The sequence below is a fragment of the Paenibacillus amylolyticus genome, assembly GCF_047302515.1.
Lineage (GTDB): Bacteria > Bacillota > Bacilli > Paenibacillales > Paenibacillaceae > Paenibacillus > Paenibacillus amylolyticus_G.
In genome coordinates, this window is record NZ_CP168019.1 from 3,778,294 (window position 1) to 3,805,289 (window position 26,996).

Genomic DNA, 26,996 nt, shown 5'->3' on the forward strand with positions numbered 1-26,996 from the left:
TCCACAACAATTTTAAAGCGCTTTCAAATAAAACTCACTGATTAAACAGACAATAAAGTGGACGGAAAAAGTTCTTCCGCCCACCTTATTATCTGAGTGAATCAATAGCAACTGCCTTATACTTAACGTGTCTACATCAAACCCAACAAATTATAGATCATCACTGCTGCTTCTGCACGACTAGCATTCTTCTTCGGTGCAAACTCATCGTTACCTACACCATTTATTATGCCTGCTCCCTGTATTGCCTCTACCGCTTGCTTCGCATAACTTGCGATGTTTGCTTCATCCTTGAAGGCTGTAGCTTCACCACTTGCTAACGCTAGTTGCTTAATTTGGATCGCCTTGTATACCATAACCGCCATATCTTCTCGCGTAATGTTCTCATGAACTCCGAATCGTCCATTTGGTTTCCCGTTCACAATCCCCAGCTTCTGCGCGGTTGCGATATTTCCATGGTACCATTCTCCTTGCTTCACATCACTAAAACTTGTCGTTGCGTACTCATCCGATAGTTCAAACAACTTCATCAGCATGGTGATGAATTCTGCTCTTGTCACTTGACCATTCGGATTAAACTCGCCGTTGCCTACACCCTTCACAATGCCTCTTGCTCCCAATGCTGAGATCGCGTCCTTCGCCCAGTCTTGATTCACATCCTTAAAGCTCGTTGCAACATACGCTACCGTATACTTGCTTAGATACGTTGGCTTGAACTCTACTTTTCCTGTCGCTGCATTGTATTTACCATTCGTCACCACTCTTAGCTCTCCGTTGTCCTTCACATCGTATACAACGACGTTGTTTGGATTTTCGTTAGCCTTTAGTGTGTATGGCAATTCAATCACGAGATCATCTCTGCCATCAAACTCTGTAAGTTTCTTACCATCAATCGTTAGCTCAATATCGTATACGACCTCACCATTCAGCTGAGCTTGTGCGCCAGCTGGCAATTGATTAGCTGCGATTTTCTTAATCGACAATCCTAACGTTTTCCCTGCACTTGTTCCTGTTCCAAGCAGTTCGGTTGCCACTGTTACGACTGCAGAGCCTGTGTTGATCTCGATGCGATCTACCATAGAAGCTCCACTTGTTAAGCGCGGATCTACTGCTAGCTCAATCGTTAGCCCGTTCATGCTTGCATCAGCTTCAACTTGCATGTGTAGCTTACCGCCTGTCGTTTGATCAAGCGCACGCTTCACCGTATCCGCACTTAACTTCACTTTAGAAGCACCGCTCTCATTTACAACCGGCTTAATGTGTATTTGGCCGTTGTCCATGACCACTGGCTCATTTCCACCTGGAGCTGTTGGTACTGTAGGTGCAGGAATGTTACCGTCACCGCCACCATTTCCATTACCACTGCTTGGTGCTTGTGGTGTTCCATCAACCGATGGTGTTACCGTTACCGTAGCGCTTGATGATAAACCACCATCCACTGTAGTTACTGTAATCCTTGCTGTTCCTGGTGCCACCGCTGTTACTTGACCTGTCGCACTTACAGTGGCTACAGCTGTATTGCTTGAGCTCCATGTTACTGCTTTTTTCGTTGCATTAGCTGGTGTTACCGTAGCTGTCAATTGCCCTGATTGACCTTCTACGATTGAAAACATTGTTTTGTCCAAGCTAATTCCGCTAACGGGTACGTTCTTCCCATTGAGTGCATCATACTCACTTTGTGTAATTGGAATTACTGTTCCGTGACGCGGACTAGCTGGTAACTTGTAGTTGGAAGATAATGTCCAGGCACCTGATGCAAGATTAGTTGTTTCGAATGGAACATAACCTCTTCCACCAAACTCATCTACGAATAAATACCATTTTTCATCGGTATTCGATTTGAAGATCGTTGGACCCTCAACCCATTTGATGTTACCAACGCCTTGATTAATCATCTTGAAGGTTGGATCTAAGATCGAGTCACCCACCTCTTGGAAGATCATCTTGCCAAATGGAGCAGAATCTCCGTTGTTTTGCTCATCCTTCGTAAAGCGATACACTTTTCCTTCATGCTCAATCATCGTTGTGTCAATGATTGAATATCCATAATCCAGATATACTTGCGGTTCAGTAAACGTATAGAAATCTCTTGTCTTGCTATACATCATTTTTTGATAAGCATCACCTGTATGGGATACATCATCAAACATTCTTGATGCCCAAAATACGATATATTCACCTGTTGTGTTGTCGTACATAATTTCTGGTGCCCATGTATTACCCGCTTCTTCCGGTGCAACCTCTACCATGCGTTGATCTGTCCAGTTGACTAGATCATTAGATTCCCAAACCATAATGGAACGACTGCCCCATGTGTGTGCTCTGCCCCAGTTACCATTGCCGTTAATTTTCAGATCGGTAGCGATCATGTAGAACTTATCACCTTCAGGCGAACGAATAATGAACGGATCACGTACACCCTTTTCCCCTAATGTAGAGGTCAATACAGGTTTACCATTATTCAATTCTCGCCAGTTCAACGGATCATTGCCGTTACTTAGTGCAAAGTGAACTTGCTCCCCTGTTGAAGTACCTTCTCCAGTGAAGTATGTGAAAAAGTATCCCGCATATTTTTCATCAGCAGGCAGTTCCTTCACCTTCGCAATGAATTCCTTCGTAGTGGATGCTGAATTCAACTTAATCGTAGCTGTAAGCTTCACATCTACATTTCCACTACCGTGTACCGGACGTTTTACTTCTCCAGTAACTGAAACGACGTTTGGTTGTGCAGAAGCCCAAGTAATTGTTGTTCCATATAGACCAGATGTTGGTAGTGCGATATGACCTCTTACATCATTAATGTTATGAACGACTAGTGCTGCTTTTGCTTCATCTACAGAAGTGACATCGTTTGGCAATGCCTTAACCGTCAACTGAAAAGTTTTGTTAACTGTCTCTGTACCATCTGTAAATACTGCTGTTAACGTTACAACTTGATCACCTGTTGCGTTAGCTGGTCTGGTTACGGCACCTGTAGTTGAGATGACATTCCCCTTATCTGAAGTCCAGCTTATTGTCGTGCCATAAGCACCTGATGTTGGCAATGTTACATTGCTTATAATCGCATCTTTTGATGCATTAGAAGCAAGAAGATCATGAATCGTTAATTTCTCTGTCGCAGCCGATACAAGCATGCCCTCCATCAAAGCAATCTTCTGATCTGCATGAGCCTTAAGTGATGTAATATCTGCCGCAGTCATAGCACCATCATAGATTTGGAAGTCTGCAATCAACCCGCCGAAGTATGGATCAGCTGTATAGAATGACTTACCGATGGTTCCACTACTGCCTGAAGTATTTTTTATTTGTTCTAGTGTCATTCCATTCGTTGAGCCTGATGCAACAGCAACACCATCGATATAAAGCGTTAGTGTACCATCCGTGCCTGAAACAACAGTCGTAACGACTTTCCATTCATTATTCTTTAAGCCTGTGGTAGAAGTTGAAGACTCATTGTTCCAAGCATTCGTCGCGATACCTAGGCGAGCCAGACCGTTAGCGTTATAACGTGGTGTGAAATACGTATAGTGTGTATTATTATTTGGTCTTCCTAATGCATATAACCACTCCGCAGCGTTTTTACCGCTCCAGTTCACAATGGATGAAACAGTCATATCCGTTAAACCATCGAGAACTCCTTGTGGCAGTTCTACATAAGAGTTAGTTGTGCCACCAGTAAAGCTTAGTACACCAGCATCTTGTGTACGAATCCATTCTGCTTTAGACGGATTCATCCATTTTCCATTGAAGTTTCCTGTTTGGTCAATAACCGTCGCACCATCGATATCATTCATATCGTAGTGAAGAATGAGCTCTGCCCCAGATGGCTGCTCTACTGGAGGAGTAACGTCTTCATCAGCTAATGTTGCAATCTCTTCAACGGATAATGCACGATTATAAATACGGAAATCATCAAATTTACCATCAAATAAACTATGAGAGCTGTTTCTCGATTTACCAATATAATTCATCGTTGTTTCCAGTAACATTCTCGGCTCAACGTTAAATGTCGAGCTACGTTTAACCTCTTGACCATTCACATACAATACTGCATCAAATTCATCCATTGTAATTGCAACATGCTGCCAAGTCTTCGTTGGTAATAGTCCAGAATTTCTCACCGTATATTTATATTCTGATCCCAGTCGCGTGCTGTCATTGCTAAATTTCTCTGTAAAAGGGGTTACGACAGCGAACTCTAGACTACCTGTATCACCTTGTGTGCTCAAGTACATGGTGTTGCGGTTAACCTGTCTGCCTGTGTCGGAAGCAAAATCAAATATTCTTTGATTTGCTTGATTTCTGTCCATTTGAACCCATGTAGAGAACGTAGCCTTCTCAAGATTCAAGGATTGAATCAAGTTATCTGGCAGCTTCACATATCCTGTTGATCCATTAAGCTCTAGTGCACCACCCGTTTTACCGATACGATCCTCTTCATTAATCGTTGCTCCACCTACTAGTGTTGCGTGATGACCATTGCCAGAAATGTCATTCACCGTTGTACCATTCACTGTATTTGCATCGAATGAGTAATGTACAACCGGGTCTGTTGATGGTGCTGGACCTTTCCAGGCATACTTCTCTTGCAAAGCATCATACTCTGCACGTGAGATTGGAATTACGGTTCCGTGTCGTGGTCCTGGCGGAAGTGCATATTTATCACTACTTAGTACATTGTTCATATATTGCATACTACTATCCAGATCTGTTGTATATCGGACATGATATGGCCATGAATCAAGGAACAGATACCATTGGTCTTTATTATTATCCTTAAAAATCGTTTGCCCTTCGTTGTTGCCATTATTTCCGATCAAGCCAAGTTTATTATCACGTGTACCCGGAACAGCGTCGTATTGAAGGCCGTTTGCTGCAATACCGTCCTTGTCATAGTAAAAAGTTGGTGCTTTCTCCACATACACTTTAGTATTCACTTCTGATTTGGTGAATCGGTACAACATATCATTATGCTCAATAAACGTTGTATCAATGGTCGGAAGTGATTCATCAATCATGACCTTTGGCTCAGAGAAGTTGTAGAAGTCTCTTGTTGTTGCGTAGTACATCACATTGTACTGACCTGCAGGTCTTCCATTATAATCACCATATGTCTCTGTGTTTTTCATCGATGATGCCCAAAATACGATATACTCTCCAGTTACTGGATCATAGATAGCTTCTGGTGCCCACGTATTTCCTCCAGTCTTAGGAGCAACCTCGATCATACGCTGCTCGCTCCAATGAACGAGATCCTCCGACTCCCATATCATCATGTAATGACTACCCGTAATTTGAGCTTGGTCGAAATTTGTACTTTCGCCCATTTTCAAATCGGTTGCCAGCATATAGAATTTATCACCTTCTGGTGACCGAATAACGAATGGATCTCGAAGTCCTTTTTCACCCATATCAGATTGAAGGATCGACTTACCGTTATTCAACCCTTTCCAGAACAATGGATCTTCAGCTGTAGCGAAGGATATCTCTTCACCACCCTCATATTCACCTGTAAAGTACGCAAAGAAGTAAGCATCATGCTGCACTGGCGTAATTGTTTGTTTAATCGTAACGTTAAACGTAAGCTGTTTAGAAGCTGCACCATTCGTAATTGTAGCTATTAGCGTAACGGGTGTATCCGTAGCTTGACGGCTTACCCAGCCTAGCTGTGTAGCATTACCAGCCGCTTCAGCCGTTCCTTTCACAACTGCCGGTCTGCTAGATAACCATGTAATTGTGGAGCCTTGTTCACCTGTAGCAACAAGACGTAAGTTACCTTTAATGTTGTCAGCATTGTAGATCTCTATTTGTTCAGCGTCCAGATCAACCTTCTGCTGATCATCGAATTGCTTCAAGATCGTAACAGGGAATACAGCTGTAGTTGATACGCCTTGATACGTTAAAGTAGCCGTAAGCTCTGCCTGAACATTACCTGCTTGAACAGCTGGACGTTGTACAGTGCCATGGTTAGAAATGACAGTAGGATGACTAGAACTCCAAGTAATACTCACGCCGTTTTTACCGCTTGTTGGTAATGCAACGTTTCTCGTTATCTTATCGGTACTCTTATCGCCTTCACCTAAGTAACGACTGATGTTAAGTTGATTCGCTGCATCATCAACAGTGAGCTGACGTATTTTTGAGATGTGAGTTGCTCCTTCTTGTTGATATAACTCGCCTACTTCTTGCTCCGTCAACGCGCGATCATATACTCGAAAATCAGCTACGTTACCTTGAAGGTATGGATCGTTTGAGAAGATTGATTTACCGATAAAGCCAGAGAAAGTAGCATCCGGATTAATAATTTCTGACAGCTTTAGTCCCTTTGCATTACCCGAAGCAACCTTAGCTCCATCCACGAATAACGTTATCCTATTGCTAGCTTCGGACAAGGACACCGTTACATGCTTCCACTGCCCACCGATAAGGTTTGAGTTTGCGCTACCTGTAACTAATGCTTCGTTCGGCCAGCCATTTTTAGAGATACCTGTAGCAATCATATTACCTGATCCACTACCGTGACGTGGTGTTACGAAGAAATATTTGTTCGTTTCTGGTGTTAATACAGTACCCAAACCGAAGATCCAGCGATTCGTCCCATCATTCGTCCAGTTCACGATTGAAGATACTGTAATCTCATTCAGACCGTATAGTAGATCTAGTCCATTTGAGCCCTTAGGAATCTCAACATGCCCACTATTAGATGTAGAGCTTCCACCATTGAAGGAAACAAAGCCAACCTCACTGTTTGAAATGAATTGTCCATTGTTTGGATTTCTAAATATTCCGTCAAATGTAACTGCCTTATTAGCAACATCCTTCAGTACGAGTTGACCGTCTACTTCTTCAGTTGTCTTCATGTTGTAATGAAGAATAAGATCATCTTTTAGCGATTTCCCCTTAACGGTAACGGTTGATGTAGCTGTAAACTCTCCATCTTCAGTCTGTACCGTAATTGTGGCTGTACCTTCACTAACAGCTGTAACTTTACCCGTTGAATTGACAATCGCTACACTGGAGTCACTAGATGTCCAGATAACTCTTTTATTCGTTGCATTTGAAGGTGAAATAGTAGCCACTAATGTCTCGCTGTCCCCCACTGATAAAATAATTGTAGGTTCATTAAGCAAGACATTCTTAACGGCAATCTGCTCAACAGAGTCATCCTTAGGTAGTAAGGTAACAATGAACTCCTTCGTTGCCTGGCTTCCACCCAAAGAAATGGTTGCAGTTAACGTCACTTGTTGCTCCATTTCTCGTAAGAACACTTCCCCAGTTGAACTAATCGCACTCTCATCACTAGAAGTCCATGAGATCATTGCGCCATTCTTATCTTCAGTAGGCAGTTCAAGAGATTCTGTAACTGCCGATATATCACCTAACGTTAGCTCTACTTTGCCTTGTTGTACTTGCTTTTCATTAAACGATTGTTCATATACTACAGCGATATCTTCATTATTTAGTGCCTCTCCGTAAATTCTTAAATCTTGAAAGCTGCCCGCAAAAGTAGCATCCCCTAAATAATTGGAGCGACCGATGTAAGCATGCAAATCCGTACCAAAACTTGCTGTTGTTTTCTCTTTGGCGGTCGTGCCTATACTTACACCGTTAATGTAACCTGTAATAGAGCGTTCTGTAATAACCCCGTCGTATAGTGAACCCATTGACCTTCGTACGGTGTCGTTGAAGTGCCTGATACCCCTACCTCAGTCGTCCAAGGCTGGTCAACATTATTGTTATTCGTAAATACTGACTTAAAATCACCACTTGGATTCGATGGATTAAACATCCAGTAATTCGTTGGAAAGTTATTTCCAGCTGCTGGAGTACCGTAGAATAACGCTGAGTAGTTCCCACTTCCAGTGTTGCTCTTGATCCATACAGATATCGTTGTATTTTCTTGATTGTCAAACAAACCAGTAGGAAGCTGAACGTAGTTTGTATTACTATCTGTTCCCCCAGGTAAAGTGAGACCATCCGTGTACGTAATGTTTCCTACGGCCGTTCCATGCTGTTCATTACCTGATATATCCTGTACATCCTCAAGCAATGGATAATGCGCCAACATCGTTGGTGTTATTGTGTCCGCTGAAGCTTGATTGCTAAATGGCAGAACAAGATTAAACCAGTTACTGAAGGTCATAAGTAAAACTAACATTAGGATTGTAATTTGCTTCCGCATAGCATTCTTCCCTTCGATTAATTTTCAGAAGCATACAACCCATATCTCTCACCTTTAAAACCAGACCACCTCGCTCAAGGAAATAGAGATACGTTTTTTTAAAAAAAGAACGCGCTTACATTTCTTCTCATATTACGTCTTCAACACTTCCAATTCAATGTAGTATCTTGTTCATAAGGTGGATTTTTTTATTGCAATTCACGCAAACTTCAACACTATCCCTATACTTCGAAGTAATCGTTTTCATTCTAAATATACGCTATGTTTAAATTAAAGGATTGAACGCCTGATAAACATAATATATATAGTTGGGCGCTTGTCATATGGACAACGTGTCCGAATATGATGCGGTAAGCCATGGGCGCACCGGATCGGAAAATAAGGAGGATTTTCATTTATGCCAAAACGATTTAGCAGAATGCTCGCGTTCCTCTGTTGCTTGGTAATGGTGGCGTCGCTAATGCCTACCAGCTATGCCGCCGCCACTGACAACATCGAGAACACAGTAGCGAATGAAACACCCACCGCCATTTTTGGAACTCCCGAACTCGGGTCAAACGACCCACTCTGGGGCCAGACCATGGAGCATCACATCAACAAAAGCACTGTGCCCGCCGATCCCAGACCCCATGCCACGGGCACAGCCAAAATCCTTTGGGACCATGACTACCTATATTCCCGAGTAGTTGTGAATGACAGTAATCTATATCAGGGAGCTGGCGGAGATCACCAGTACGACAGCCTGGAGTTTTATGTCGGCACCGGAACCGGAGGCTCAAACCAATGGCGCGTCAGCGCGACGGGCGTGTTCTCAGGGCAGGCCGCTCCGGGCAGAGCTGCATGGACCCAGATCACGGAAACAGGATATATCGTGGAGATGAGAATACCCAAAAGAACCTTGACCTTGGAGGAGGGCAAGCTTACCTTTGAGGTTTATATTAATAACTCGACGGAAAAGGGCGGTGACCGCTACGAAGTCGTTTCCAGTTTCGGAGATCCGGACGCGGCATACACCAGCGCTGCTTCTTTTACAGACAGCCTGCAGCTCTCTTTAGCCAATGAAGTGGACACCAGATTCTCAATCACCGCCACTGCGGGACCAGGCGGCCGAATAACGCCGAACCCACCCGGCGATGTTCTGAGAGTAGATAGGGACTCTAACAAAGAATTTACGTTTACCCCCGATTCCGGCAAAATGGTGGATACTGTAACGGTAGACGGCGAGACCGTGACTCTATCTGCTGGCACTTATACCTTTTCGAATATTGAGGCTGACCATACAATTCACGTAACATTCAAAAATGATCCGGACGCGGGGCTGCTTCCCTTTATCGTATGGAATGACAACTTCGCCAGTGGCGAGTACACAACGGCTGTCATCATCGACTTAGGCGAGGGGAAGGCAGCGTTAGGCTCCGAGCTTAATCCGGGCTTGTTTACCTTGTCAGCCAGGAACACAACCCTGAACGGCGAGGCGGTGACCTTTGAAGGAACGCGCAAGATCACAAGGGTATACGCTAATGACGAACCGAAGGTACGCGGCTATCTGGGGCCGGTAAGCAATTCACCGGATTATCAGGACGGACTGGCAAGTGGCCGTTACATCGTAGTTGAGTCTGAGTTTTATTCAGCAAGCGGCGGCAAAACAACGCTGGATGGTAGCAGTAACTCGACAAAACAGGTTTACAGCATCGTCCCTAATGGAGAGATCGTACTGACAGAGGGGAGTCCACTTCGCAACGTGGTTTTTGAACAGGAAAAAGTTGTGAATCCGATCCTAGACAAGTTTACAACATTCACGGACAATTCGGTCAATCGCTCGCTCTATCTTCACAAGGATGAAGACGGTAAAGTGATCAAAGGATTGCCGCTGTATGTTTATACCCACGGCATGTCACGTGGCGGCACAAACGCTGCGACAGACCAAAAAGCCGCCATGAAATCCGCCAACGGCTCGGTCGCTCTAATGAAAAAAATGGAGAAAAATCCTGACAAGTACGCCAGCCATGTACTGAATATTTCCTATAATGGCGTATCTGTTCCCTCAACAGAGAATGTTAAAAAGGTCATAGACGCCCTGATTGCCAGCGGCGAAGTAGACCCTAATCGTGTTTACGCGGCGGGCTTCTCATGGGGCGGCCAGTATACAAACAACTTAGTTAACAGCCATCCTGGTTTCTTCGCCGCCGCCGCACCTATGGCCCCGGTAAGCGGTTCACCGAATGCTAAGGACAACGACGCTCACAACAATCTAGCCTATTGGATGTTTTTAAATGCTCATAATGTTGGAAGCTACCAGACTAACCTCAATAACTTCATCAATAACAATATGCCGAAAATGATCAACGCGAGAGCTTCGCGCTTTGAGAGCAATGAGGTTCTTACGTGGCCCTACAATCAATTTGATCAGCCGAATCTGAGGCCAAATCCGGCCAACACACCTGTTCTGGCTGATTACATAGCCCACGAAGTTGAAGCGGCGGTTCTTTACAACGAGATAACTATGGGGAATTGGAGCATAGCTCCCACGGCGCAGTCCTCTAACTTGCCAGCTTGGAACAATGACTACACAGACGTCTTTGATTGGATGTTCGCGCAGAGAAAACCGGTCGTGCCCAGTGCTCCGAGCGGCTTCAAGGCGACAGCCGGTGACGGACAGGTCACATTGAGCTGGACCGCCCCTGCTGACGACGGTGGCAGTGCGATCTTGGGCTACAAGGTATGGTATGGCAACGTGACGCCGGTCACACTGGATGCGACGGAGACCAAATATACCTTTAAGAACCTGACAAACGGCCAAGGCTACAACTTCACCATCATCGCGATGAACGCGAAGGGCGACGGCGCGGAGATAAGTGCTACGACGACGCCGATGAAGACGACGACTCCCACTGTGCCTGATTCTGGCGGCAATACGGGCAACACCGGAAATACCGGCAACATCGGTAATACGGGCAACACCGACAATACGGGCACCGGGACAGACGCTGGAACGTTGAAGTCGACCTACACAGTGAATACACCGAAGGATAAACCCGCGGTCACAGACAAAAACGGCAACACCACCCTCCCCGGTGGCGGCGAGATTGCGACCAAAGACGGGACCAAGATTAAGGTACCCGAAGGCACAACGATAGACTCAAACGGTAAGGTAACCATTCCGGCAGACAAGAGCGCCGAAGTGACACTACCCGGCGGCAACAGCATAGTAACCATTTCGGGCGGCTCGACGATCGCGAGCGACGGTACGGTTACAGTAGGCGGCAAAGACGCGCATGTGGGCCTGCCAAACGGCAACCGTGTGGATATTCACGGCGGATCGAAGATACGGAGCGGCGGAGCGGTTGTGGTAGGACCGAGCGGTGCAAAAGTTAGCTTAGATAACGGCATGTCGCTGAACATCCGTGAGGGTATGGAGCTGGCATTTGATGGCGCCACCCCACTGGGCTTCCTCGTGATATCGGTCAATCCTTTCAGGGATGCCAACATGGACGACTGGTTCTACAGCTATATAAATTTCGCCTACACATACGATCTTTTCAACGGCACGACGTCCACAACGTTCTCACCCGGCACCGCAATGACGCGTGCAATGTTCGTGCAGGTACTAGCCAATCTTGAGAACGTAAACCTCTCCAGCTACACGAGCTCCCGCTTTAACGACGTGACGGACGGACAATGGTACACCGCAGCAGCCGAGTGGGCGGCCGAAAAAGGCATAGTCAACGGTACAAACGCAGACCTGTTTGACCCCAATTCACCGATGACGCGCGAGCAGATGCTGGTGATCCTGTACAACTACATGAAGTACAAGGGCTATGAGATACCTGAAAGCCACTCTAAGTCCTTCACGGACGAGAGTGAGATCAGCTCCTGGGCGTTGGAGGCCGTTCAGGCACTGCGGGACATCGGCATTGTACTAGGCAAGCCGGACAACTCCTTTGCTCCCAAAGCCACCGCCACCCGCGCCGAAGTAGCCACGATCTTTGTAAGGTTCGTCGAATATCTGGCTAAGTGAAAGCGTATACAGAAAACAAGGAGCCCCTTCCGGTTGGACAATATCCAGCCGGAAGGGGCTCCTTGTTTCAAACTGCACATTTTTTGACAACTCCACGTCAGGACTTTAAACCCTCTATTTTTGCATCTAGAATATTCGTCCCCAAGTCCAAAAAATTCTAATTAATTAATGCATGTTCTGATTTATTTCACCACAAAAAAAACGCCATCACAATAATGTGATGGCGTTCTTAACTATGGAGCCTAGGGGGATCGAACCCCTGACCTCATCGCTGCCAGCGATGCGCTCTCCCAGCTGAGCTAAGGCCCCAGGATATAAAATAGATAACTTGTCCAACACTGCAACGTTCCACAGGCGACTCCTATATCATATAAAATCCAGCTTTCGCTGTCAATCACTTTTTCAAGGTCCAAAGTGATTGGAGAAGAACAACCGATTTCACTGGCACACACGGACTGGAACCCCAGACTGCTCTTCTCCCCGTACCCACTTCACTAATCCTCCAGATTGTCTTTGGACAACAGGGATTTTAGTTCTTTCATGAACATATTGATGTCTTTGAACTGACGATACACGGAAGCGAAGCGCACATACGCCACTTCATCAACTGGAAACAGCTGTTCCATCAATAACTCACCAATCTGGCGACTCTCGACCTCAGCATCGGCTGTATTACGCAGAGATTTCTCCACTTCAGATACCATCATCTCCAGGGTCTCTACGGAGACTGGACGTTTCTCACAGGCACGAATAAGCCCGCGGAGAATCTTGTCCCGGCTGAACTCTTCCCGGCTGCCATCTTTCTTAATGACAATCAGTGGAGTCTCCTCAATCATCTCAAACGTTGTAAATCTTCGGGCACACTGCTCACACTCACGGCGACGACGAATGGATTTTGCTTCGTTGGCCGGACGCGAATCAAGCACTTTGGTACCCATATAACCGCAATAAGGACACTTCAAAACAGATCACTTCCCACGTTTTACTTTTTACCACATATTCCCTGTACTGATTTTGTAATGAAAAACGCATTGCCGACACATAATACTTTTACCAACCCGCGAGGAGGTGAACAGCAATGGCACAAAGCAATGGTAACTCCAACAACTTGGTGGTAACTAAAGCTTCCGCAGCACTCGAGCAAATGAAATATGAAGTTGCTCAAGAACTCGGAATCAGCATCCCACAAGACGGATACCAAGGTAACATGACTTCTTACGAGAACGGTTCGATCGGTGGATACATCACGAAGCGTCTGGTAACAATTGCAGAACAGCAATTGGCAGGTCAATACCAATAATATCTGCATCGTAATACGTTACACAGTGGAGCATGGAGCGGCCGGTGAATAACCGGCCTACTCTGTGCTTCTACTTATATACTTAGAACGTATTATAGATCTTTACATACTGATTATAATAGTAAATGACTCTTTGTACATAGTGACGCGTCTCACCAAACGGAATATCTTTCACCGTATCGAACGAGCCATCCCATACACCATCTCTTAGCCAACTGTTTACTTTGCCTGGTCCCGCATTATAGGCAGCGATCATAACTGCTTCATTGCCATCGAATTGATCGGATAGATTCCGCAGATACCATGTGCCTAATTGAATATTTCGTTCAGGCTCGTGCTTCAATTCCTCCAGCGAAGTGTCGGGAATTTTGGCTTGCTCCAGTATCCAATTCGCCGTATCTGGCATCAGTTGCATGAGCCCAATGGCACCTCGTTTGGATTCCTTGCTTGTCTTGAAATTGGTCTCCACCTTGATAATGGAAGCAATCAGAAACGGATCAACCTCATAACTCTGAGATTGGGCACGGATCTCTTCCTTATAATGAATCGGATAGAACCATGCCATCCAGTTTGTATTCAGAAATAACACCAGTACAAAGGACACAAACATCAAGAGCAGTACACGTTTCTTACGCAATATTCTCATAACAAACCCTTACGCTGTAGATATGTGTCAATTTGCTGCTCCGTCTCAGGCCATAAGCCGCTGTTATCGATGACAATGTCTGCCAGCTGTTTTTTGCGCTCAATATCCATCTGAACATCCATTCGTGCCTCAGCCTGTGCTGCAGTCATTCCATCCCGACTCATCAAGCGATCTCGTTGCACCGATCTCGGGACATATACAACCATGACTTCCTCGAAACCGTCCTCCAGACCTGATTCGTAGAGCAAAGGAATATCAGACACCACAAGTTTATCCGGATGTTGCAGTTCGTATGCAGCAGCCCGTTCGCGCATCTCTCTTCGGATTGCCGGGTGTGTGATAGCCTCCAGTGCCTTTCGTTCCTCGGGTTGTTGAAAAACAATACTTCCAAGCTTTTTCCGATCCAGTGTTCCATCTTCGTTCAGTATGGCTTGTCCAAACCGCTTAACAGCGGCGGCCAACACGGGATGCCCGGGCATCATAACTTCCCGGGCAATAACGTCTGCATCGATGAGCAACGCTCCCTTACTGGCGAGATAGGCGGAAACACTGCTTTTGCCTGTCGCGATCCCGCCGGTTAAGCCTATATTCATCGTTTCACCTCATAACAACTTCATTATTCCCATAATCATTAACAATAGCGCTGGCAATACAGACAGTCTTCGCATCCAGCGCAGAGCTGAGAATCGTAGGCCAACATTCATGCCGAGTGACAGAAACGCCCCACTAAACAGTGCAATAATGAGTGCTGTCCATAGTGTAGGGAATCCCAGAAGTGCCGCTCCCAATCCTGCTCCAAACGCATCCAGAGACAGGGCAATACCCAGCCACATCGCTTCTTGGGCAGATATACTCCCCGAGTTATCCATATCCGCCTTGGAGGGACTGCGAAGGATCTGAATGACAACGCCCAGCTTGCGCAACTCCAGTGTAAATACCATTCGTTCCAGTGATCCACTTGAAGCTGACTGCTCCAGATCCAGCGCGAGCACCTGATTCCTGCCCTTTGAATCCGACAGTCTCTCTCGTGCTTCTCCCATCCCAGTTACCGTTGCTTCTGTTACCCCACCCGTTCCAGTGTCTGTTTCCTGCTGCTCTTTGCCTTGCTTTCGAATAAGTTGCAACAGTGACCATGCACCAATACCTATCAATATAACGGCTCCCACGATCGAAGCGATATCCGGTGACACCACATGGGACAACAACACACCTACTTGCATCGACAAGGCAATAACCAATCCCGAACAGATCGAAATAACAGCGATAGATAACAGGGGAATCTTAGTCCTCCGTAACCCATATGTAATCCCGACTCCAAAACCATCTAAACTAAGCGCCAAAGCAAGCGCCAGCAATGAAATAAAATGATGCAGCACCCCGGACTCCTCCTCTGTGCGGTACTCGTGCCAACTGAAGATGCCAGTATGGGTATACGCCCGCTTATTTCTGCCATATCAGTATATGGAGGGAGGAATCCAAGGGTGCTATGATTTCATCATTTCGTTCATTCAGTTCATGTTACAACAGCTGACAGTTCGGACAAAAATGCGTGCCACGGCCACCAACCACCGTTTTTTCAATTAACGTACCACAAGTTGTACAAGGTTCTGATTTGCGTCCATAAATTTTCAGTTGATGCTGGAACATCCCCATCTCACCCTGTCCATTCACATAGGACTTGATGGAAGATCCACCTGCATTCACTGCATCTTGCAACGTAGCCACAATCGCTTCATGGAGCACCGTTAACTGAGCTTCGGTCAGTGTCTTGGCGATGGTCTCAGGATGGATGCCTGCGCGAAATAGAGCCTCGTCCACATAAATATTCCCAATACCGACCACATATGCCTGATTTAAAAGTACAGCTTTGATTTTGGTTGTACGCTTGCCAACCGCCTCGCGGAATGCAGTTACCGTAAAGGCTGGATCAAGCGGCTCCAGTCCCAGCTTCAGCAAAGGTTTGGACACCAGTTCCTCACCTGCATTGAACAGATGCATCGTACCGAACTGACGCACATCCTTATAACGCAATTCCGTACCATCATTAAAATGGAAGATCACATGTGTATGTTTCTCCACATCTTCATGCTGCTCGTACACACCGTACCTTCCTTCCATCCGCAGATGGGAGACAAGCACCAGCCCGTCCAGCAAAATACGCAAAAACTTGCCGCGGCGCTCCACTCCAATGACGGTATGTCCTGCGAGTTCCATTGCAAATGCATCTATGTCGTCCGGCCGCTGAATAATCCGCGGCAAGCTAACGGTAACATGATCAATCGTTTTGCCCACAATAAGTTGATTCAATGTTCTTCTGACTGTTTCGACTTCCGGTAATTCCGGCATGATGTTCTCACCTCCCCTATATTATAACGGAAGATGGCGCTCAGCGGGACCCTTTTCTTATATCTCAAACACGGAAAGGCCTTTTGTAAAATACCGGAAAAACCGCGCAGCGCTTGATTTATTTCGCTTCGTACCAGTTATCACCAAAGCTGACTTCGGCTTTCAGCGGAACCGACAGTTCCAATGCTTTTTCCATAACAGAAGGGACTAACTCTTTCATCAGTTCCAATTCATCCGCAGGCACTTCGAATACAAGTTCATCGTGCACCTGAAGCAACATACGGCTCTTCAACTTGCGTTCCCGTAGCGCTTCATCCATCTGTACCATGGCCAGCTTGATGATATCTGCCGCTGTTCCCTGAATCGGTGTATTCATCGCCGTACGCTCTGCGAAGGAACGCAGATTGAAGTTACTGGCATTAATCTCTGGCAGGTAGCGACGACGTTCCAACAGCGTTTTGACGTAACCATCCTGACGAGCTTCCTTCACAATGTCATCCATGTATCGGCGGACACCCTGGAACACTTCAAAATACTGATCAATAAACTGCGCGGCCTCTTTACGTGTAATGTGCAGGTTCTGTGATAAGCCATAATCACTTATTCCATACACGATACCAAAGTTAACTGCCTTGGCGGAACGACGCATATCCCCATCCACATCCTCAGGATTCACGCCAAATACATCCGAAGCGGTCTTTGTATGAATATCCATATCATTAACAAATGCTTCCTTCAAGCGCTCATCGTCCGAAATATGTGCCAATACACGCAGTTCAATCTGGGAATAGTCTGCTGCCAAAATGGACCATCCTGGCTCGGAAGGAACAAATACCTTCCGGATTTTGCGACCTTCTTCCATCCGAATCGGAATGTTCTGCAAGTTCGGAAATTGACTGCTAAGTCGTCCCGTTGCAGCAATGGTCTGACGATAATACGTATGCACCTTGCCATCCCGATTGGATATCTCTTTGAGCAACCCTTCCACATAAGTGGATTGCAGCTTGGCAAGCTGACGATATTGCAGAATATGCTTGACCACATCATTATAAGGAGCCAATTTCTCCAATACTTCAGCATCTGTGGAATAACCCGTTTTTGTTTTCTTCACCACTGGTAGGCCCAGTCTATCAAATAAAATCTCACCCAGTTGCTTCGGTGAATTCAGATTAAATTCCGTACCTGACAGCTTGTAGATCTCAGCCATCAACCTGCTGATCTGTTCTTCAAACTCACTGCCCAGAGCCTGAAGATCGGCTGTATTGGCCTTGATGCCCTGTTTCTCCATGTCTGCCAATATACGTGACAACGGCATCTCCAGTTCATGGAACAGTGAATTCATCTCATCCGTTTCCAATACCTGCTCCTGAAGTGGAATAATGGCTGCTACTGCAGCAGCTTTACGGCACAGGAAATCACCCAAGATCTCCATTTCCGGTACCTTGTACTTGGCCCCTTTGCCCATAACCGTGTCATCCTCCACAAGTGACGGCAGACCATACTTGGTCGTGAGTCCACTAATCGTCTGGTTGGATTCCGTTGGATCAAGCAAATAGGCCGCCAGTTGTACATCAAATGCCGCACCAGCGAATTCAATGCCATGTGCATGCAGGGCCAGGTCTACACGATGAAGATCATAACCGCGCTTGGGCTGGTCTGAATTACCAAGCCACGCCCGTACTGGAGCCGCAGCTTCGGAATGAAGCAATTCGGGAGATATGAACGTATATGTTCCAGCGGAACCTACAGCAAGTCCAATCAATTTCGCTTGGTGCGGGTTATCCCCATGGGTCTCCACGTGGAGGACATCAATGGAATCCAGTGAACTGAACAGCTCACTGATGTTGTCCTCCGTTGCAATGGAGGATTCAACTTCGGCAGCAGGGACCGCTTCCTGTTCAGAACCGATGCTGCCACTGAACGACAGACGTTCGAGCAAAGATTTGAATTCCAGCTTAGCTAGTGCAGGGCCAGCATGTTCTTCTTTTAATCCCGCGAATTGCATATCCTCCCAAGTCTGCTCCAGCGGAACTTCCCGGTGAATCGTCGCGAGTTGTTTGCTCATCCGGGCATCTTCGGCATGGGCCTCGATCTTTTCTTTCATCTTGCCTTTCAGTTCACTTGTGCCGTTCAGCACATCCTCTACCGATCCGAACTGGTGCAGCAGCTTCAACGCTGTTTTCTCTCCAACCCCGGGAATGCCTGGAATGTTATCGGACGCATCGCCCATCAGACCCTTGAGATCAATGATTTGCAGCGGCGTCAGACCATAACGCTCCTTAATCTGAGCAGGATCATACAGCTCAATATCGGTTACCCCTTTACGTGTCAGCCCGATATGTACATGTTCGGAAGCAAGCTGCAGCATATCTTTGTCACCCGATACAACAAGCACCTGTCTGCCCGCTTCATCTGCGCGTTTGGTTAACGTTCCGATGATGTCATCCGCTTCGAATCCAGCCAGCTCAAACTGAGCAATACCAAGTCCTTTCAGCAGTTCTTTGAGCAAAGGGAATTGCTCTGACAACTCTGGTGGTGTCTTCTCCCGTCCACCCTTGTATTCCTGATACCCTTCGTGGCGGAACGTGATTTTGCCTGCATCAAAAGCAACCATAACATGTGTAGGTTTATGCTCTTCAAGCAGTCTCAGCAGCATCGTGGTGAAGCCATATACCGCATTGGTATGCAGACCTTTCGAGTTGGTCAGAGGCGGCATTGCAAAAAACGCCCTGTAAATAATGCTATTTCCATCTATGAGAATAAACTTGTCCATTCCAGCACCTCGCGTATTATATGGTCAACCTCTTCAAATTACATCTACTCTCATGATACCATACCCACCTGTCACATCAAAAAGAATAGCCTCTTTCACTTCACATTTAATCGCAAAAAAGAACCTTCTCCACAGACAGCTGTACACAGCCTACCTGAGAGAAAGTCCTTTTCCATTCATATGATTGCATTACTTAATCAGTACTGATTCCCCAATACCAAAGCAATACTCTTCTATTGATTCAGATCCGGACGTTTACCTGTCACCAGGTATACCGTGCTCTCACCAATGTTGGTTGCATGATCACCAATACGTTCAATGTAACGCCCAACCATCATCAGCAGCATAGCCTGAGAAGCCTGATTCGGATGCTCTGACATTAACGTGTAGAGATCACTGATCATGTGGCTGTACAGTTGATCGACCTGATCGTCCGTTTGAGCCATTTTATAGGCCAGGTCTGTGTTTTCTTTCAGGAAAGATTCGATGGATTCATCAATCATGGATTTCACGATTTCTGCCATTTGCGGGATATCCACCAAAGGTTTAATCAGCTTCTGTCCATCCATCCGGAGTGTCACCTTCGCCACGTCGAGCGCAAGATCTCCCATACGTTCCAGATCACTGGAGATTTTGAATGCCACGATAATACGTCTGAGATCCTTCGCCACCGGCTGTTGTGTGATGATCAGTTTGGAGCCAAGTTCCATAATTTTGTCTTCAAGGGCATTCAGATTCGCATCATTCTTGATGATGACCTGAGCTTTCTCCGCGTTCATCGTTTGTAAACTCTCAATAGCACCATCCAATGCTGCTCCTACATGTTCACCCATTTGTTTGAGCAAGGTACGCAGCTCTTCAAGCTCCTGATCAAATTCTTTTCTGCGAATCATAGATTTCATGTCCTCCTTATCCATCATCTCCGGGTATGCCGGGATCATTCCAATTCAGCTCGCTTAACCGAACCTTCCAGATATATAATCCTCGGTTCGGGAATCTTGCGGTGTGGAGAATAACGTCTCCGTATCAGCTGCCTCCACCACTTCACCATTCAGGAAAAATACCGTGCGTCCAGATACCCGTGCCGCTTGGTGCATATTGTGGGTAACCATAACGATCGTGTACTTGTGATGCAATTCTTTCACTAGTTCCTCAATCTTCAATGTGGAGATCGGGTCGAGTGCAGACGTTGCTTCATCCATCAGCAGAACGTCAGGCTGTACAGCCAGCGCCCGTGCAATACAGAGACGCTGTTGTTGTCCGCCGGACAAACTAAGTGCCGACTTTTTCAATACATCCTTTACTTCATCCCACAATGCAGCATGGACAAGACTTTGTTCCACCAACTGATCCAGTTCAGCCTTTTGGGTTACCCCGTGCAAGCGAGGTCCATAAGCCACGTTATCGTATATGGATTTTGGAAAAGGATTCGGTTGTTGGAACACCATGCCAACTCGTTTGCGCAGTGTCTCCACTTCAATCTCATTACTGTAAATGTCAGAGCCATTCAGCATAACCTGTCCTTCCACACGAACACCCGGAATCATGTCATTCATCCGGTTTAACGTGCGAAGCAATGTCGATTTACCACAACCTGACGGCCCGATGAACGCAGTAACGGTTTTTTCCGGCAGATCCATCGATATATTTTTAAGCGCGTGATGCGTATCATAATATAAATTAAGATTTTCAATGTGAATGAGGTCCTTCATGGATGTTCACTTCTCCTTCGCTGCAGGGACACGGAAACTCCCTTTACGTTGAGACCGATACTGATAATCTTTTTATCGCTGCTCGGCCATCTTTAATATCCTACCCTTTCATTGTAAAAACAGTATCACTTTCATGTTAACGGAATGTAAAAAAGACATCCTTAACCTTCATGATCTGCTTGATGGATCAATCTGATTCCTGATGTCTGCCTTATTGACTACTTTAAAGTTCACTCACTATTCGTAACCATCTCATCCAGCTTCGTACGAATGTGCTCTGCGACTTCTCCAGCTTTCCCGCCTTCCATGGCGATCTCCTCTGCTATACGAGACAAATCTCTCACCGCACTGTTCAGTTGTCGGAACGTTGCTCCCCCTGCGGTGACATGCACCGAACTGTCGTCAATCTCCGCTCCGCTTGCCTTAACCAGTTCAACAGTCTGAAGGGTCAATCCACCAATATTCTCTAGCAATGAAGACATGTTGCCCGCAACCTCACGGGTCTGTTTTGCGAGCGCTCGAATCTCGCCTGCAACAATCTGAAAACCTCGTCCATATTCACCGGCATGAGCTGCTTCGATGGAAGCATTCAGGGCAAGGAGACCACTCTGATCTGCCAGGGAGCGAATGGAATGTGCCATGCCTGAACCTGTTTTGATCGAATCCAGCATGTGATCCGCATGTTGACCTTGACTCTCCATATGCTGATGTACCCGGTTATAGGAAGCATCAACGTGTTTCAAACTCTCTTCGCCCTGCTTGGACAATGCCATGATCTCACGGGCCTCATGAACGGTCTGATTCGCAGCATTCACCAGCTTGGTGACCGCATTGTTGATTTTGGATATCTCCTGTCTGCTCTCGGTTACTGTACGTATGCCCTCTTCCGTAACAGCCTGTTGCAATCTGCGGGATAGCGACATTACGTCACGCATCGTCAGCACACCAAGCAGTCTGCCTTGATCCGTAACCAGCAGACAATCGTAGAAATGCTGTTCATTCCGTCCAAGTGCGATATCAATAATCGTTGCGGCTTCCATATGAATATCTGCAATAACCGGAGATGTATTCACTACTTGTATGACCGGCTTACGGTAGAATAGATCTGCGGCAAAACGGCCATTTAACATCCGATATAACGTCTCTCGCATTAACAATCCAGTAGGTTTCATCTGCTCATCACACAATACGATACATGGGTGTTCCTGATCCTGATTCATCATCGTCGCTGCTTCTCCACAGGTCGTATGGACCCCTGCGACAGGTACCTGACGATAATAGTCATGCAAATGGATCACAGATTCTTCAGCAACTAGTGCTACTTCAGTTTGCTCCATTATGGGTGTCGTTAATTCTTCATTATGTAAAACAACATGAGGCTGGTCAGGTTTCACTTCGAGCAACATGGGCATAAATGCGCAATCTCCTTTACGTAATACCTCCGTCTTGAGGTGGGTTATGTAGGTACAAAGTATCACTCAGATAAGTCCATGCTACTCCCTCTACGTAAAGAAAAATCTTCCTTTATGTTAAATGAACGTAAAATAAAACTCCCCGATCATTGCTAACTTGAATGATGGGGAGTTTTTCTTTTGACAACCAATTTATAACCTACACCACGAATGGAATCAATATGAACCGATTCAGGGTCCAGCTCCAGCTTTTTACGTAATGAGCTGACGTGTACGTCCACCGTTCGTTGACCTCCAATATAATCGAAGCCCCACACAGCGTTCATCAGATCATCCCTTGTCAGTACCACACCCGGCTTTTTGGCCAAATATAGAAGTACTTCGAACTCTTTTGGACGCAGACTGATGGATTGTCCACCCAGTGTCACTTCATATTTCAGAGGATAAATCTCCAGCTCGCCCAGAATAATTCGTGAGCCATCTTTGTCCTCAAGCTGTGGTAAATCTTCACCATTGGAATAACGTCTTAATACCGCATCCACTCGGGCTAATAACTCAGATACACCAAACGGTTTGGTAATATAATCATCGGCACCTGATTTCAGTCCCTGTACAACCTCGGCTTCACCGTTCTTGGCCGTCAGAATGATAACCGGTGTACTAACACCCTGTATTCTTAACTTGCTCAGAATGTCCAGACCATTCATGCCCGGAAGCATCAAATCCAGCAAAATGAGATCAAATTCCTGGGACAAGGCCCGATCATATCCTGCAGATCCGTGATCCTCTGCTGTAACGTCGTAACCTTCCTGTGTCAGGTTATACGTGAGTAATCTTGATAATGTAGGTTCATCTTCAATAACTAATAAACGCTGTGCCATGATACCCCTTCTCTCTTCATAGGTTGTCTGTTGCCACAACACTTTTTCTATCATAGCACTAATTTGTTAACGCGGTGTAAAACAATACAACCTTTTTACATTTTGATGCCAGACGCCTACATCTCTTCTTCCTGAATGAATGGAAGGATCACACGGAACGTTGTCCCCATGCCCAGTTCACTCTCTACAGACAATTTGCCATGATGCAATTCCACCAGATGTTTAACGATGGAAAGTCCAAGGCCTGTGCCCCCTGAATTACGTGATCTGCCTTTATCAACACGATAGAATCGTTCGAAGATTCGCGGCAAATCTTTTTTAGGTATGCCAATTCCTGTATCTGACACCGCAAAGACAACTTCATCATCATTATCCATCGTCACCTGTAACTTCACTCGCCCACCATCGGGGGTATAATTGATTCCGTTGGATAACAGATTGATGAAAATCTGCTTCATCTTGTCCTCATCCGCTTCAATGTACAGTTCCTCCGGAACATGCATTTCCAGACGAATCTGCTTTTTCTCCGCCACCTTGGACAAGGTGCCCAGCACCATTTCGAAGAAAGAGTGTACATGCACAGGTGAGCATTGCAACGGTGCGCGTTTCGATTCAATTTTGGATAACTCCAGAATATCCCCGATTAATCGGTTAAGTCGATCTCCTTCATCATAGATGATTTTCAGGAATGATCGCTCTGTCTCCTTATCCTGTACCCCGCCGCTGAGCAACGTTTCGGCAAACCCTTTGACCGCAGCGACTGGTGTCTTGAGCTCATGAGAGACATTTGCAACAAACTCACTGCGCATGGACTCCAATCGGCGAATCGCTGTCACGTCCTGCAACAGGAACAACATGCCTCGATATCCACCATCATCTTCGGACATCGGTACTCCATCAATACGGATCAGTTTTTCCTCCGGGTTGAACACACTCACTTCTTCATGCATCCGTTCTTTCAGTGCAACACTCTCTTCAATGGTGCGAGTTAATTCGTAGTGTCTTTTCAATTCAGTATAAGGTTTACCCGTAACCTTTCCTGCCTGAATACCAAGCATACGCTCCGCTTCCCGATTGACCAGTGCAATAGATTGCCCTGCGTCGATCATGACAATACCTCCGGTCATGTTCGCGAGGACACTCTGTAACAACGCTTCATTGTCACGGATTGTCTTCAGCTGGGACTGCAAGCTGTCTGCCATTCCATTTATCGCAAGCCCCAGCTGTCCGATCTCATCTCTACGCGTTACATCAACTCTGGCATCGTATTCCAGCTTGGTGATCCGATGGGCCACTTTTGTAATATGCTCAATCGGGGAAGTTAATCCACGTGCAACCCGATAACTGACAAACGCGACAATTAGAAACAGCAGCCCAAGTGCAGCAAACATAATCATCCAACCACGCTGAAGCCCTTGATCAACCGCATGAAGACTCATGGAAAGGCGGATGTAGCCGTCAAATTTTCCGCTCGGCATTTCAATCATGTCACTTTGATCCGAATTAACAGAAAGCGCTACATACAACATGTCCTGTCCCAATGTTTCACTGTAACGTATGGACTGCCCGTATCCATCCCCAACCGCACCCTTGATTTCTTCCCGGTTCAAGTGATTATCCATCGTTGCCGGATCACTCTCGGAATCTCCAATGACCATACCGTCTTTATTGATGAAGGTTACCCGGGAATCCGTCAGACGATCCAGTTCCAGCGCCCGATCTGAATAATACTTTCGTGTGGCTTCCGAGGTTGGATCACTTGCATCATGGAATGGAAAAGTTGCTTTGAGCAGATTAATCTCGCGTACCATCGTTTGCTCCAATGCGGTTATATGCGTAGTTTTAAACACTCTGCCCATCGTATATCCAGCCACAATGACGGATACACCGATCAGCACCATCATAATGATGGCAAGGCGAATTCGGAACGGTCTCATCTATCTCTTCCTTTATGATCAGATTAATATCTTATGACTCACTCAACATTGAATCCAGTTCAATTCGGTCCCCACGGGTACCCGGATTGGAAATCACAAGAAACTCCACTTCTTCGTTGCTCCGATTCATCATCTGATGCGGCATTCCGGGTACAATCTCTATTCCTTCATGGGTTTCCAGCACAAACGTCTCTCCATTAAGTTCCATACACGCTTCACCGCTGAGGATGAAAAAAAACTGACGGCTTACCGAATGATAATGTCGTATTTCAGCCGTTCCTGCGGGCATTCGTTCATGAATAATGCTCAGTGTTTCATTTTGAACGAGATGCCAACCATCGCACTGTGCACCCCATATATAATGTGTTGCATTCTGTTTGCTCATTTTCATATGACTTGTCCCTCCGAGTATAATTGCTCGATCTATCATATCACAGATTAGGGGACTCCCAATCTTTTCAGTCAGTACTTTGCAATACGCTATCAACTGCAGTGAGACAAGGCTAATAATAAAATATCATAGTTGTATCAACAGAGATGCCGACTTTTGTAAACAGGTGCTAACCGCATCTTTGACATACATATTCACCTGATATAAAAAAGACGCACCGCTCAGCCATGCTGAATGCGATACGTCTCTCTATAATAATCAATCCTATACGGATTCCGAATCATGTTAAAGCATTACCCGTTTACCACTTCACCGCCATTTACATGCATTACCTGTCCACTCACATACGATGAATCATCCGAAGCTAGATACACATATGCGGGAGCCAGTTCATCCGGTTGCCCTGGACGTTTCATCGGCTGGGTTGCGCCGAACTCACTTACTTTTTTCTCATCAAATGTGGATGGAATGAGTGGTGTCCAGATCGGCCCTGGTGCAACGGCATTGACACGAATTCCCTTCTCAATCACATTCATCGATAACGAACGAGTGAACGAAGTGATTGCTCCTTTGGTAGATGAATAGTCAAGCAAGGTTGGGCTTCCGCGATAAGCTGTGATAGAGGTTGTATTAATAATTGTACTGCCCTTCTTCAGATGTGGCAGGGCTGCTTGCGTCACATAGAACATGCCGAAGATATTGGTACGGAATGTACGCTCCAACTGTTCTGGCGTAATATCCTCCAGATTCTGCTGTGGATGCTGTTCTGCTGCGTTATTCACGACAATGTCCAGTTTGCCCAGTTCATCTACTGTCTGCTGAACCGACTTCTTCGCAAAGGCATCATCACCAATGTCACCTGCAATCAAGATGCACTTGCGTCCTTCTTGTTCGACCTGACGTTTCGTTTCCTTGGCATCTTCGTGCTCGCTCAGGTATACAATGGCGACATCCGCGCCTTCCTTGGCATACGTAACAGCAACAGCACGTCCAATTCCGCTGTCACCCCCTGTAATAAGCGCCACCTTACCCGTCAGTTTACCTGCTGCCTTGTATTCAGGCTTCTCAAATTCCGGTCTGGGATGCATCTCTGATTCGATTCCAGGGCGTTGATCCTGGTGCTGTGCCGGCATTGTTTTTTGATTTTGTGGTGTAGTTGACATCTAACATTCTCCTCTCAAAATGTGAACATATTTGGATTACAGAAGACATGGACATAACTGCACACTTCCTTGTCTTTCGTTCTCTGAAAAAAGTCTCATTCTGTAGGATGGCAGTAACAGTCCACATTATTCTTCTGCGATCAACAGCAACTTAAGCCTCAGCGTGCTGTCTCTAATCGTTATTTACCACTCTCTTTGGATATCAAACAATCGATTTGCTTTAATGCCTGTTTTG

Annotated in this window: 17 protein-coding genes and 1 tRNA gene; 2 read left to right on the plus strand and 16 right to left on the minus strand. The window is 46.1% G+C overall.

Features of this window, described 5'->3' with window-relative positions:
• Window positions 1-131: 131 nt before the first annotated feature.
• Both ACDJ59_RS16210 and ACDJ59_RS16215 read right to left on the minus strand, forming a co-directional pair.
• Window positions 132-7,664, minus strand: coding sequence for an immunoglobulin-like domain-containing protein (locus ACDJ59_RS16210; protein WP_413404169.1), 7,533 nt, complete (start codon window positions 7,662-7,664; stop codon window positions 132-134).
• Complete coding sequence (locus ACDJ59_RS16215; protein ID WP_413404171.1) at window positions 7,601-8,158, minus strand: hypothetical protein; 558 nt, start codon at window positions 8,156-8,158, stop codon at window positions 7,601-7,603. The genes ACDJ59_RS16210 and ACDJ59_RS16215 overlap by 64 nt, the downstream gene beginning before the upstream one ends.
• A gap of 421 nt (window positions 8,159-8,579) precedes the next feature.
• Here ACDJ59_RS16215 and ACDJ59_RS16220 point away from each other — a divergent pair, with 421 nt between their 5' ends.
• The gene (locus ACDJ59_RS16220; protein ID WP_413404173.1) at window positions 8,580-12,200 is read left to right on the plus strand and encodes an S-layer homology domain-containing protein; all 3,621 of its coding nucleotides are present in this window, start codon (window positions 8,580-8,582) and stop codon (window positions 12,198-12,200) included.
• A gap of 236 nt (window positions 12,201-12,436) precedes the next feature.
• Here ACDJ59_RS16220 and ACDJ59_RS16225 read toward each other — a convergent pair.
• Window positions 12,437-12,509, minus strand: a tRNA-Ala gene (locus ACDJ59_RS16225).
• A 185-nt stretch (window positions 12,510-12,694) separates the two neighbouring features.
• Complete coding sequence (gene nrdR / locus ACDJ59_RS16230) at window positions 12,695-13,162, minus strand: transcriptional regulator NrdR (RefSeq protein ID WP_026081166.1); 468 nt, start codon at window positions 13,160-13,162, stop codon at window positions 12,695-12,697.
• Between the two features lie 116 nt (window positions 13,163-13,278).
• Between nrdR and ACDJ59_RS16235 the strand changes: the two genes are divergently transcribed.
• The gene (locus ACDJ59_RS16235; protein WP_017689472.1) at window positions 13,279-13,500 is read left to right on the plus strand and encodes an alpha/beta-type small acid-soluble spore protein; all 222 of its coding nucleotides are present in this window, start codon (window positions 13,279-13,281) and stop codon (window positions 13,498-13,500) included.
• Window positions 13,501-13,582: 82 nt separating this feature from the next.
• Here ACDJ59_RS16235 and ACDJ59_RS16240 read toward each other — a convergent pair whose 3' ends face one another.
• The 12 genes from ACDJ59_RS16240 to ACDJ59_RS16295 form a co-directional block, all read right to left on the minus strand.
• Window positions 13,583-14,146, minus strand: coding sequence for a lytic transglycosylase domain-containing protein (locus ACDJ59_RS16240; protein ID WP_036609809.1), 564 nt, complete (start codon window positions 14,144-14,146; stop codon window positions 13,583-13,585).
• Window positions 14,143-14,739 (minus strand): dephospho-CoA kinase, encoded by a 597-nt coding sequence (gene coaE, locus ACDJ59_RS16245; RefSeq protein ID WP_413404176.1) that lies wholly within the window; start codon window positions 14,737-14,739, stop codon window positions 14,143-14,145. The genes ACDJ59_RS16240 and coaE overlap by 4 nt, the downstream gene beginning before the upstream one ends.
• 9 nt (window positions 14,740-14,748) lie before the next feature.
• Entirely contained in the window at window positions 14,749-15,522 is a 774-nt protein-coding gene (locus ACDJ59_RS16250; protein WP_413404178.1) for a manganese efflux pump, read from the minus strand.
• 142 nt (window positions 15,523-15,664) lie between these two features.
• A complete protein-coding gene (gene mutM, locus ACDJ59_RS16255; RefSeq protein WP_036669994.1) occupies window positions 15,665-16,492 on the minus strand; it encodes a DNA-formamidopyrimidine glycosylase in 828 nt (275 codons plus the stop codon).
• A gap of 118 nt (window positions 16,493-16,610) precedes the next feature.
• Complete coding sequence (gene polA, locus ACDJ59_RS16260) at window positions 16,611-19,265, minus strand: DNA polymerase I (RefSeq protein WP_413404180.1); 2,655 nt, start codon at window positions 19,263-19,265, stop codon at window positions 16,611-16,613.
• A 233-nt stretch (window positions 19,266-19,498) separates the two neighbouring features.
• Window positions 19,499-20,158, minus strand: coding sequence for a phosphate signaling complex protein PhoU (gene phoU, locus ACDJ59_RS16265; protein ID WP_036609819.1), 660 nt, complete (start codon window positions 20,156-20,158; stop codon window positions 19,499-19,501).
• Between the two features lie 63 nt (window positions 20,159-20,221).
• A complete protein-coding gene (pstB, locus tag ACDJ59_RS16270) occupies window positions 20,222-20,977 on the minus strand; it encodes a phosphate ABC transporter ATP-binding protein PstB (protein WP_036609821.1) in 756 nt (251 codons plus the stop codon).
• Window positions 20,978-21,207: 230 nt separating this feature from the next.
• The gene (locus tag ACDJ59_RS16275; protein WP_413404183.1) at window positions 21,208-22,389 is read right to left on the minus strand and encodes a methyl-accepting chemotaxis protein; all 1,182 of its coding nucleotides are present in this window, start codon (window positions 22,387-22,389) and stop codon (window positions 21,208-21,210) included.
• Between the two features lie 152 nt (window positions 22,390-22,541).
• On the minus strand, window positions 22,542-23,270 hold the full coding sequence (locus ACDJ59_RS16280; RefSeq protein WP_036609823.1) for a response regulator transcription factor: 729 nt from the start codon (window positions 23,268-23,270) through the stop codon (window positions 22,542-22,544).
• Window positions 23,271-23,386: 116 nt separating this feature from the next.
• On the minus strand, window positions 23,387-25,207 hold the full coding sequence (gene pnpS, locus ACDJ59_RS16285) for a two-component system histidine kinase PnpS (protein ID WP_413404185.1): 1,821 nt from the start codon (window positions 25,205-25,207) through the stop codon (window positions 23,387-23,389).
• A gap of 31 nt (window positions 25,208-25,238) precedes the next feature.
• Window positions 25,239-25,598: a cupin domain-containing protein gene (locus ACDJ59_RS16290; protein ID WP_413404187.1), complete on the minus strand. Its 360-nt coding sequence runs from the start codon at window positions 25,596-25,598 to the stop codon at window positions 25,239-25,241.
• A gap of 293 nt (window positions 25,599-25,891) precedes the next feature.
• Window positions 25,892-26,761, minus strand: a complete 870-nt coding sequence (locus ACDJ59_RS16295; RefSeq protein ID WP_307538084.1) for an SDR family oxidoreductase — start codon at window positions 26,759-26,761, stop codon at window positions 25,892-25,894.
• Window positions 26,762-26,996: the final 235 nt, after the last annotated feature.